An 11,011-nucleotide genomic window follows, 5' to 3' on the forward strand; every position below is an offset into this window, starting at 1 on the left:
GCGGCCGCGGCCCATGAAGTACGCCGCGGGCGCCGTTCTCGTCGTGGGCCGGCTCAGCCGGGCAGGGTGAAACCCAGTTCCGCCGCGGCCCGTTCGGGCGTCGGCTGCGCCCAGCGTGCCGCCACCGCCTCGTTGGACGACAGCGAGCGGGGCTCCGCACGGTCCAGATAGAGCGTGCCGTCCAGATGGTCTGTCTCGTGCTGGACGATGCGCGCCGGCCAGCCCGAGAACTCCTCGTCCACCGCGGCCCCGTGCTCGTCCAGCGCCCGCAGCCGTACCCGGGCGTGCCGGGCCACCACGGCCTGCCAGCCCGGAATGCTCAGGCAGCCCTCGAAGAAAGCCGCACGTCCGGTGCCGACGGCCTCGTACGACGGGTTGACGAGCACCCGGAAGGGCTGCGGCACCCGTCCGCGCGCGAGCCGGACCTCCTCGGGCACGGGTGCCGGATCCTCGACGACCGCGATGCGCAACGGCACTCCGACCTGTGGCGCGGCGAGCCCGACCCCGGGCGCCGCGTGCATCGTCTCGCGCAGAGCCTCGATGAAGCGGGCGAGGAGCGCGGGTGGCAACTGCCCGTGGAAGGGCTCGGCGCCAAGGCGCAGCACCGGATGGCCGACGGCGACGATCGGCAACGGGCCACCGGCGGCGAGGAGTTCCTCGACCCGCTCGGCGACCGGGCGGTCATGCGGGTGGGTGCGGTCGACTTCGGGTGTCATCCTCCGATCTTCGCAGGCGACGGTGCGTACAACCGTCGGGCGACCGAAGGAGTCTCACGTTCGGAGCCGCCGTAGTGGGGGGCAACGGTTCTTGTGCCTCGACGCGAGAAGGCGTCGGGCGCAGGGCTGCGTTTCCATCGGTCGGGGGGACGCATCGTGATGGTGGCAACGTTCCGCATCGTCGCGGGCCGCGTGGAGCCGTGTGGCCCCTTCAGGGTGGGCCGTCCTCCCGAGACCCTGCCATTCGCAGGCTGCCCGCAATCCGACTGCCTGTCGGGTCGCCACCAGGACGGGAATCCCTCAGCTCAGGAGCCCTTACGTGCGTAGCAAGCGACTCACCGGAAGAAGCCGGACATCCGCCACGGCCGCAGCGGCCGTACTGCTGACGATCGGCGCCACGATCACCGCGACGACACCGTTCGCCACCGCCGCGCCCGCGGCCGTGGCCCACGACGACTTCAACGGCGACGGCTACCCCGACCTCGTCGTCTCCGCTCCCGGCGGCACCGTCAGCACCAAGAAGGGCGCCGGGTACATCGCCGTCCTGTACGGCTCGGCCGGCGGTATCTCCGCCGCGCGGAGGGCGACGTTCAGTCTGAGCACCCCCGGCATACAAGGTCTCGCCCAGGCCGACGACAACTTCGGCAAGTCGACCGCGTCCGGTGACCTGGACGGCGACGGCTATGCCGATCTCGTCGTCGGAATCCCCGGCAAGGACATCGGCGCGGCCACGAACGCGGGCGCCGCGACCGTGCTGTTCGGCTCCAGGACCGGGCTGCACGGCGCGGACAGCCTCTGGCTCCAGGACGACGGCCCGACGGCGCAGGGCCGTTTCGCCATGGGCCTGGCCACCGGCCGGTTCACCGGCTCCGGCACCCAGCTCGCCGTCATGACCGGCGGCGATGTGTGGACCTACCACAGCGACGTCACGGCTGGCGTCAGGCATCTGGCCCCGGCGGACCGCTCCTCCTGGTCGTGGGAAGAGGACTACAGGCCCGCAGGCCTGACTTCGGGCGACTACGACAAGGACGGTGCCGACGACCTGGTCGTGCTCGGCACCCAGATCATCGAAGAGAGCCTCTACCCCGTCGAGTCGCACGGTGCGGCCCGGTATCTGCGCGGCGGCCCCGACGGACTGGCGTGGGGCGGCTACGTGACCGGGGGCGCGACAGGTGCGTCCGGCGACATCGACAAGGACGGCTACACCGACCTCGTCGTGGGGTCGCCCGCCGACCGCGACGAGCTGAACGGCGTCCTGCTCGACGGCGGCGCGGTCCGCGTCCACCTCGGTGGACCCGACGGCCTTGCCAACACCGGCCCTGACTTCCAGGTCTGGACACAGAATTCACCCGGTGTCCCCGGCACCGAGCAGTTCGGCGACCGCTTCGGCGGCGCTGTCGGCGTCGGTGACATCGACGGCGACGGCTACGCCGATGCCACGATCGGCGCACCTGGCAACGACGTCGGCGGCGCCACCGACGCGGGCACCGTCTGGGTCATGCGCGGCTCGGCCACCGGCCTGACCGCCACCGGAAGCAAGACCATCAGTCAGGACATCTCGTCCGTCCCCGGCGCCGCCGAGAAGGCCGACCAGTTCGGCAGCGCCCTCCGCCTCATCGACCCCGATCGCAACGGAAAGGCCGGCCTGGTCGCCGGCGCCCCCGGTGAGGACACGAACGACGGCGGCGCCTGGGTCCTCTCCGGGACCGGCAGCGGTCTGGCCACCAGCGGCTCGTGGTGGTTCAACGGCGCCACCCTCGGTGCCCCGTCCTCGGACGCCCGCGTCGGCGAGACCTTCGCCCCGTAGCCGTCGCGCCGCGGTTTCACGGCCCCTCCGGTCTTCGCGGCATCTCGCCATCAGGCGGGACTCGAGGGCCGCGGATCGGGACCGCCGCGGCCCATGGTCCTCAGCCTGCACACGGCGACGAGCCGGTGGGGCCAGGAGACCCTGTGCACGCAGGACGGCCCGTGCCCGAGAGAACCGGGCACGGGCCGTCGATGTGCGGGTGCGGTGCCGGGGCTCACGCCTCGGCGAAGTCGCCCGAGAGCGCCGAGGCGAGACGCAGGTGCGGCTCGGCCTCGCTGTCGCGACCCTGGCGCTGGAGGGTGCGCCCCAGCAGCAGCCGGGCGTAGTGCTCCACCGGGTCGCGCTCCACGATGACGTTCAACTCGGCCTCGGCGCGGCGCAGTTGGGCCGAGTGGTAGTAGGCACGCGCCAGCAGCAGCCGCGGCCCCGTCTGCTCCGGAACCTCGTCGACCAGTCCCTCCAGGACCCGCGCCGCCGCGTAGTAGTCCTTGGCGTCGAAGAACATCTGCGCGCGCTCCCAGCGCTCGGCGGGCGCTCCGTGGTCGTAGTACGTCGTCTCCACTCAAGACCTCCTTACGGCGTCGACAACGGACCCTGATCGTTGAATATTCCACGACCTGGAGTGAGGGGCCGAACCGGCGGTTATGCGACGGCCAGCTCGGCGTTCGCGCGCTCGAGGATCACGGTCAGCACGCGCCCGCCGGCCTCCAGGTCCTCCCGGGGGAGGTCCGCGTAGAGCCGGGAGGCGATCTCCCCGCCGGCGGACTGGATGCTCTCGATCAGCTCCCGGCCGCTGTCCGTGAGTGACACCTGGTCGCCGGAGGAAGCCTCCAGCGCCCGGCCGGCGACGAGCTCCTCGATGTCGGACCGGACCGACTGCTCGTCCACGATCTTGAGGGAGCCGACCACCAGGGCGACGAGAGAGGCACGCTCCAGCCGCCCGCCGTCGTTCGCGAGGGTCCGCAGCACCGACGACTGGGTGAACGTGGTGCCGGTGCGGGCGAGGACACGCTCCAGCAGTGCGCGGGCGGCGTAGTGCGTGAGACCTATGAGCTGGCTGTTGACGACGGGAGTGGGGTTGGTCATGACTGCTCCTGTTCGCTGTCGTTGCCTTCGGTGTGCTGCGGACCGGGGCTGTCGGCGCCGCCCCCGGCGGCCGACGGGTCGAGCGGTGCGTCGAGCAGGATCCGCAGCGCCTGTACGAAGTCCTCGGTGCGGGCGCTGTCGCGGCCGCCCAGGGGCTGGAGGAACTGTTCGTGCAGCCGCTGGACCACCTCGATCGCCTGACGGGCGACATCCCGCCCGTGTGCGGTGAGCGAGAGCTGCACGGCCCGGGGGTCCGCCGGGTCCCTGACGCGGTCGACGAGACCGGCGGCTTCCAGGGTGCGGGCCAGTTTGGAGACGTACAGCGCTTCGAGGCCGGTGTGGTCGGCGAGCTGCCGCTGGCTGGGCCGCCGCCCGGCGCGGTGCATGCCGAACAGCGTCGCGACCAGCGCGTACTGAGCATGTGTCAGGCCCAGGGGTGCCACGACCCGGTCGACGGCCACGCGCCACTTCGTCGAGAGCCGCCAGACGAGGAATCCGGGCGTCGCGCCCTGGGGAGTCGCATTCACGGTCCATACTGTACATGGCTACTATCGCCTTGGCTACTATCGCACGGGATGTACATCCGATCCGGGATCTCCGCACCGTCAACCTGGCGCCACGTTCGATTCAAGAGCGCCCTCAAGCGCGCGTGGATGGCCTGACGCGGGCCTGTGCGCGGGGCTAGGTTGTGCGGCATGAGCAATGTCGATCGCGAAGCGGTGCCCGCCGTGTGCGGTGGCCGCGGGTTCGTGGTGGCGGAGCCGGTGCGTGAGCTTCTCAGCCCGCGCCGGGTCCGGCTCGGCGAGTCCACGGAAGTCCGCCGCCTGCTGCCCAACCTGGGCCGGCGCATGGTGGGGGCGTGGTGCTTCGTCGATCACTACGGCCCGGACGACATCGCCGACGAGCCCGGGATGCAGGTCCCGCCCCATCCGCACATGGGGCTGCAGACGGTGAGCTGGCTGCACGAGGGCGAGGTGCTGCACCGCGACTCGACGGGCAGTCTGCAGACCATCCGGCCGCGCCAGTTGGGACTGATGACGTCGGGCCGGGCCATCAGCCACTCCGAGGAGAGCCCGAAGCCGCACGCACGCTTCCTGCACGGTGCGCAGCTGTGGGTCGCCCTGCCGGACAGCCACCGGCACACCGAGCCGCGCTTCGAGTACCACCCCGACCTGCCCGAGGTGACCGCACCCGGCCTCGACGCCACGCTGATCCTGGGCGAGCTGGCCGGAGTGGCGTCGCCCGGTACGACGTACACGCCCGTCGTTGGCGCCGACCTGACCCTGACGCGCGGTGCCGACGTACGCCTCCCGCTGGAGGCGGACTTCGAGTACGCGGTCCTGTCGATGTCCGGCGAGGCCCATGTCGACGGCGTCCCGGTGCTGCCCGGGTCGATGCTCTACCTGGGTTGCGGCCGCGTCGAACTCCCCCTGCGCGCGGAGTCGGACGCGAGCCTGATGCTCCTGGGCGGCGAGCCGTTCGAGGAAGAGCTGATCATGTGGTGGAACTTCATCGGCCGGACGCAGGAGGACATCGCGCAGGCCCGGACCGACTGGACGACGGGTTCGCGGTTCGGCGAGGTGAAGGGGTACGACGGTGACCCGCTGCCCGCGCCGGACCTGCCGCCCGTGCCGCTGAAGCCGCGGGGCAGGGCGCGCTGACCGGGTGACGGGCTGGGTGATGGCTCTACGAAGGGTCAGGGGAGCGTGCCGTACCCGAGGGGTGTCGACGCTTGCCGAGGCCTCCCGGGCTCATGTGGGGCATATCTCGTCACAGTGACATATCCGCATGTCAGCGCATCGGAATTACCCCTTCCGGGTGCTCCTGGCAGGCCCTCGAAGGGCGGGCGGAACAGTCCGTGTCCATCCTCGTATTAAAATCGTCCGCTTGTTTGGAGCTGGACCGGAAGATCCCCAGGCGTCCCTGCGGGCCCACCAGCGCCCCGGAGCACTCCGGGTACGACCGTGAGGACCCGATGGCAGCCCTCCAGCAAGGCCCCGCACGTGCGCTGTCCGACCAGGAGATGCACGCAGAGTTCGGCGACCGCGCGCGCTTCGGCGCCGCCCCCGCCGCCTCGCCGCGGACGCTCGTGGACGTCCTCGACGCCTCGGTACGGGCGCACCCCGACGAGCCGGCCCTCGACGACGGCCACCGCTGCCTGACCTACCGCGCCCTGGCCCTCGAGGTGGAGGCCCTGCGGCGGCGCCTGGCCGGCGCGGGCGTCGGCCTCGGCGACCGGGTCGGCGTGCGCGTGCCGTCCGGCACCAACGACCTGTATGTGGCGATCCTGGGCGTGCTCGCGGCGGGCGCCGCCTACGTTCCGGTGGACGCCGAGGATCCGGACGAGCGGGCCGAGCTGGTGTTCGGGGAGGCACAGGTGCGCGCGGTCGTCGGCGCCGGGCACCAGATCACCGTCCACAGCGCGTCCGACATCCCCGCCGCCCGCCCGGGCGCCGAGCACGACGCCTGGATCATCTTCACATCCGGCTCCACCGGCAAGCCCAAGGGCGTCGCCGTCACCCACCGCAGCGCCGCGGCGTTCGTGGACGCCGAGGCGGACCTGTTCCTGGCGGAGGAGCCGATCGGGCCCGGCGACCGGGTCATGGCGGGCCTGTCCGTGGCCTTCGACGCCTCCTGCGAGGAGATGTGGCTGGCCTGGCGGTACGGGGCCTGCCTGGTACCCGTGCCGCGCTCGCGGGTCAGGAGTGGGGCCGACCTCGGTCCGTGGCTCGTCGAGCAGGAGATCACCGTCGTCTCGACCGTCCCGACCCTGGCCGCGCTCTGGGAACCCGAGACCCTGAACGACGTCCGCCTGCTGATCTTCGGCGGCGAGGCCTGCCCGCCCGAACTGGCGCAGCGGCTGGTCACCGAGGGACGCGAGGTCTGGAACACCTACGGGCCCACCGAGGCGACCGTGGTGGCCTGCGCCTCACTGCTCACCGGCGAGGAGCCGATCCGGATCGGACTGCCGCTGAACGGCTGGGAACTGGCCGTCGTGGACGACTCCGAGCAGCCGGTGGCGATGGGCGAGAGCGGTCAGCTGGTGATCGGCGGTACCGGGCTCGCCCGGTACCTCGACGCCGAGAAGGACGCGGAGAAGTACGCGCCTCTCGAGTCCCTCGGCTGGGAGCGCGCCTATCGCAGCGGGGACCTCGTGCTGGCCGAGCCCGAGGGGCTGGTCTTCCTCGGGCGCGCCGACGAGCAGATCAAGCTCGGCGGGCGGCGGATCGAACTCGGCGAGGTGGACGCCGCGCTGCAGGCCCTGCCCGGCGTGGCCGGCGCAGCAGCCGCCGTACGGACCGCGCGCAGCGGCAACCAGCTCCTCGTCGGATACATCGTCACCCAGGAGGGGTGGGACCACTCGGCCGCGGTCGAGAAACTGCGTGCCGAACTGCCCGCGGCCCTGGTCCCGCTGCTCGCGCCCGTCGGCGAACTGCCGACCCGCACGTCCGGCAAGGTCGACCGGAACGCGCTGCCCTGGCCGCTGGAGGGCCAGGAGGGTCCCTTCGCCCAGCTGTACGGCACCGAGGCGTGGCTGGCCGAGCAGTGGACCGAGGTCCTCGGCATCCCGGTGGCCGACGCGTCCGACGACTTCTTCGCGATCGGCGGCGGCAGCCTCGCCGCCGCACAGCTCACCACCCGGCTGCGCACCCGCTACCCGACCGCGGCCGTCCTCGACATCTACCAGCACCCGACGCTGCGCAAGCTCGCCCGTCATCTGGAGGAGTCGGCGCAGGACGACGCCGCGGAGCGTGTGATCGCCCCGGTGCCCCTGCGCGCCAGGATCCTGCAAATCCTCCTGCTGGTCCCCCTGTTCACGGTGTTCGGGCTGCGCTGGACCGTGGCCCTGGCCGCACTCGGGAACGTGCTTCACTGGTTCGGTCCGTATCCGTGGGCGCCGGTGACCTCGTGGTGGGCCGTGGCCGCCGGGGCAGTGTTGTTCCACAGCGCGCCGGGGCGGCTCGCCATCGGCGCGGGCGGGGCCCGGCTGCTCCTGCGGGGCGTCAAGCCCGGCCGCTACTTGCGCGGCGGGGGTGTACATCTGCGGTTGTGGGCGGCGGAACGGCTCGCCGACTTCAGTGGGGCGACCTCGCTGACGGGCTCGTGGCTGGAGCGCTACGCGCGGGCGCTCGGCGCCAAGGTCGGCCCTGACGTGGACCTGCACTCGCTGCCGCCGGTGACCGGCATGCTCAAGCTGGGCCGGGGAGCAGCCGTCGAGTCCGAGGTGGATCTGGCGGGCTACTGGCTGGACGGCGACCGGCTGGAGATCGGCCCGGTCAAGGTGGGCGCGCACGCCGTGGTCGGCACGCGCAGCATGCTCTTCCCGGGCGCACGGGTCGGCAAGCGGGCCGAGGTGGCGCCCGGCTCGGCCGTCACGGGCCAGATCCCGACCGGTCAGCGCTGGGCGGGCGCACCCGCCGTCAAACTCGGCAAGGCCAAACGCAACTGGCCCAAGGAGCGGCCCGGGCGCAGCGTCTGGTGGCGGGCGATGTACGGCGTCAGCGGCTCCGCGCTGACCGCCCTCCCGGTTCCGGCGGGGGCGGCCGCACTCCTCGTGGCACACCCGTTCGTGGACCCGGCCGCCGGACTCGGCGCGGCCCTGCGGGGGGCCGCCGTGGCGCTCGTCCCGGCGACACTCGCCTACGGGCTGACGTACGCGCTGCTGATCTTGATCGCCGTGCGGTTGACGAGCCTCGGGCTGCGTGAGGGAACGCACCCCGCGTACGGCCGCACCGGCTGGCAGGCCTGGACCGTCACCCAGCTGATGGACCGTTCGCGAGAGACCCTGTTCCCGCTGTACGCCGGGCTGATCACGCCCGTGTGGCTGCGGCTGCTCGGCATGCGCATCGGCCGGGGCGCCGAGGTGTCCACCGTGCTGGCGCTGCCGAGTCTGACCACCGTCGGCGACGGGGCGTTCCTGGCGGACGACACACTCACCGCCCCGTACGAGCTGGGCGGCGGCTGGGTGCGGATCGGGCGCGCGGAGATCGGGCGGCGGGCGTTCCTCGGCAACTCCGGGATGACCGCGCCGGGCCGCAGCGTGCCGGACGACGGGCTGGTCGGAGTGCTCTCCGCGACACCGAAGAAGGCGAAGAAGGGCAGCTCGTACCTGGGGCTGCCACCGGTGAAGCTGCCCCGCGCGGCCGCCGGGGGCGACCAGAGCCGTACCTACGAGCCGCCGGCCCGGCTGCTGTGGGCCCGCGGACTGGTGGAGCTGTGCCGGCTCGTGCCCGTGTTCTGCTCGGCCGGGCTCGTCCTGCTCACGGCCGCGGCGCTCAGCGCGCTGGGCGGCTGGGCCTGGTCGCTGTGCGGGGTCGTCCTGCTGGGTGCCGGGCTCGCGGCCGGTGTGGTGTCCGTGGTGGCGAAGTGGCTGCTCGTGGGACGGCACCACAGGGGTGAGCACCCGCTGTGGAGCTCGTTCGTGTGGCGTAATGAGCTGGCGGACACGTTCGTCGAGTCCGTGGCCGTGCCGTGGCTGGCCGGGGCGGTGCCCGGCACGCCGCTGATGACCCTGTGGCTGCGTGGCCTCGGCGCCCGCATCGGCCGCGGGGTGTGGGTGGAGAGCCACTGGCTGCCGGAGACGGACCTCGTGACGCTGGAGGACGCGGCCACGGTCAACCGAGGCTGTGTGCTGCAGACACACCTCTTCCATGACCGAATCCTGCGGACGGATACTGTGGTCCTCCGTGAGGGCGCGACTCTGGGTCCTGGCGGAATCGTCCTGCCCGGCAGCACGGTCGGGGCCCGCACCACGCTGGGTCCCGCCTCGCTCGTCATGGCCGCGGAGTCCGTTCCCGACGGCACCCGCTGGCTGGGCAACCCGATCGAGGCGTGGCGTCCCCGGAAGCGAGCGGCGTGACTCGTTTCGGACCGGAGGGCAGGGCACCGGCAGGACGAACGAGCACAGCGCAGGGAGCAGACGCACCAGTGAGTTCGCAGCAGAAGGTGGAAGCGGATCCGTACTTCCCCGCCAACGGGGATTCCCGCTACCGGGTACACCGCTATGAGCTCACGCTGGACTACCGTCCGGGCCCCAACCGGCTCGCGGGGTCGGCCCGGCTGGGCGCCATAGCGGGCCCGGCCCCGATCACCGAGTTCCAGCTCAATCTGGCGGACTTCCGGATCGGCCGGATCCGGGTCGACGGGCGGGCGCCGCACTACTCGCACCGCGGTGGCCGGCTGCGGATCCGTCCGCCGAAGCCGATCAGGGCGGGTGCCGCGTTCACGGTCGAAGTGCACTGGTCGGGCAACCCGAAACCGGTCACCAGCCCCTGGGGCGGGATCGGCTGGGAGGAGCTGGAGGACGGGGCGCTGGTGGCGAGTCAGCCGGTCGGGGCGCCCTCGTGGTATCCCTGCAACGACCGTCCGGCGGACAAGGCCGCTTACCAGATATCGGTCACCACGCCGTCGGCGTACGCGGTGGTCGCGGGCGGGCGCCTGCTGACCCGTACGACGAAGGCGTCCACTACCACCTGGGTCTACGAGCAGCCGGCACCGACCTCCAGCTATCTGATCGGGTTGTCGATCGGCAAGTACCAGACGGTGCTGCTCGGTGATCCGGGCGAGGAGGGAGTGCCGCAGCACGGGTACATCCCGGCGCACCTGCTCCCGCAGTTCTCCCGGGACTTCGCGCGCCAGCCCGCCATGATGGAGCTGTTCCAGGAACTCTTCGGGCCGTACCCGTTCGGCGAGTACGCGGTGGTGGTGACGGAGGAGGAGCTCGACGTCCCCGTCGAGGCCCAGGGACTGTCGCTGTTCGGCTCCAACCACGTCGACGGGCACCGCACCTCGGAACGGCTGGTGGCGCACGAGCTCGCCCACCAGTGGTTCGGCAACAGCGTGACCATCGCCGACTGGCGGCACATCTGGCTGAACGAGGGCTTCGCGAAGTACGCCGAATGGCTCTGGTCGGAGCGGTCCGGGGGCCGCACTGCGGCTGAGCTCGCCGCGATCGCGCACCGGAAGCTGTCCTTGCAGCCGCAGGACCTGCGGTTGTCCGATCCCGGCCGCAAGCGGATGTTCGACGACCGCCTCTACGAACGCGGCGGTCTCGTGGTGCACGCGGTGCGCTGCGCGCTGGGCGACGAGACGTTCTTCCGGATGCTGCGCGGCTGGACGGGCGTGCAGCGGGGCGGGACCGTGACGACGAGCACTTTCACCACGCACGCCGCACGGTTCGCCGACCGGTCCCTGGACGATCTGTTCACGGCGTGGGTGGAACAGGAGGCGCTGCCGCCGCTGCCCGTCGCCGCGGCCCCGATGCCGAGGCGTCCGTCCTATCCGCCGACCAACGTACGGTCCGTGTGAGGCGACGGGCACGTCACCGGCCGCCGCTCGGCCCCTGAGGAGCCGAGCGTCGGTGGTGTCGCGGATCATGCCGAAGGCCGCCAGCGCCAGGCCC

General features: G+C 72.1%; 8 protein-coding genes. 4 read left to right on the top strand and 4 right to left on the bottom strand.

The window, feature by feature from the left end:
• Positions 1 to 53: 53 nt before the first annotated feature.
• Positions 54 to 716 carry a peptide deformylase gene (locus ABZ904_RS41050; RefSeq protein WP_361829192.1) on the bottom strand — a complete coding sequence of 221 codons (663 nt, stop codon included), beginning with the start codon at positions 714 to 716 and terminating at the stop codon, positions 54 to 56.
• Positions 717 to 1,035: 319 nt separating this feature from the next.
• On the opposite strand from ABZ904_RS41050, the gene ABZ904_RS41055 reads away from it, so the two are divergent.
• Positions 1,036 to 2,523, top strand: a complete 1,488-nt coding sequence (locus ABZ904_RS41055) for an FG-GAP repeat protein (RefSeq protein WP_361829194.1) — start codon at positions 1,036 to 1,038, stop codon at positions 2,521 to 2,523.
• A 214-nt stretch (positions 2,524 to 2,737) separates the two neighbouring features.
• Here the strand turns inward: ABZ904_RS41055 and ABZ904_RS41060 are convergent, their stop codons facing one another.
• The 3 genes from ABZ904_RS41060 to ABZ904_RS41070 form a co-directional block, all read right to left on the bottom strand.
• Positions 2,738 to 3,085, bottom strand: coding sequence for a tetratricopeptide repeat protein (locus ABZ904_RS41060; protein ID WP_361829196.1), 348 nt, complete (start codon positions 3,083 to 3,085; stop codon positions 2,738 to 2,740).
• An 80-nt stretch (positions 3,086 to 3,165) separates the two neighbouring features.
• Positions 3,166 to 3,609, bottom strand: a complete 444-nt coding sequence (locus ABZ904_RS41065; protein WP_359396055.1) for a MarR family transcriptional regulator — start codon at positions 3,607 to 3,609, stop codon at positions 3,166 to 3,168.
• Positions 3,606 to 4,136 (bottom strand): MarR family transcriptional regulator, encoded by a 531-nt coding sequence (locus tag ABZ904_RS41070; RefSeq protein ID WP_361829198.1) that lies wholly within the window; start codon positions 4,134 to 4,136, stop codon positions 3,606 to 3,608. The genes ABZ904_RS41065 and ABZ904_RS41070 overlap by 4 nt, the downstream gene beginning before the upstream one ends.
• Positions 4,137 to 4,304: 168 nt before the next feature.
• Between ABZ904_RS41070 and ABZ904_RS41075 the strand changes: the two genes are divergently transcribed.
• The 3 genes from ABZ904_RS41075 to ABZ904_RS41085 all read left to right on the top strand — a co-directional run bounded on the left by ABZ904_RS41075 (position 4,305) and on the right by ABZ904_RS41085 (position 10,917).
• Entirely contained in the window at positions 4,305 to 5,270 is a 966-nt protein-coding gene (locus ABZ904_RS41075; RefSeq protein WP_359396059.1) for a pirin family protein, read from the top strand.
• A gap of 314 nt (positions 5,271 to 5,584) precedes the next feature.
• Entirely contained in the window at positions 5,585 to 9,469 is a 3,885-nt protein-coding gene (locus ABZ904_RS41080; RefSeq protein WP_359396174.1) for a Pls/PosA family non-ribosomal peptide synthetase, read from the top strand.
• 68 nt (positions 9,470 to 9,537) lie between these two features.
• A complete protein-coding gene (locus ABZ904_RS41085; protein WP_361829200.1) occupies positions 9,538 to 10,917 on the top strand; it encodes a M1 family metallopeptidase in 1,380 nt (459 codons plus the stop codon).
• Positions 10,918 to 11,011: the final 94 nt, after the last annotated feature.

The sequence above is a fragment of the Streptomyces sp. NPDC046900 genome (genome assembly GCF_040644975.1).
GTDB lineage: Bacteria > Actinomycetota > Actinomycetes > Streptomycetales > Streptomycetaceae > Streptomyces.

Bases quoted from the DNA above. Each gene is read 5' to 3' on its own strand.
- ABZ904_RS41050 (WP_361829192.1), bottom strand. From the start codon at position 716: ATGACACCCGAAGTCGACCGCACCCACCCGCATGACCGCCCGGTCGCC.
- ABZ904_RS41065 (WP_359396055.1), bottom strand. From the start codon at position 3,609: ATGACCAACCCCACTCCCGTCGTCAACAGCCAGCTCATAGGTCTCACG.
- ABZ904_RS41075 (WP_359396059.1), top strand. From the start codon at position 4,305: ATGAGCAATGTCGATCGCGAAGCGGTGCCCGCCGTGTGCGGTGGCCGC.
- ABZ904_RS41080 (WP_359396174.1), top strand. From the start codon at position 5,585: ATGGCAGCCCTCCAGCAAGGCCCCGCACGTGCGCTGTCCGACCAGGAG.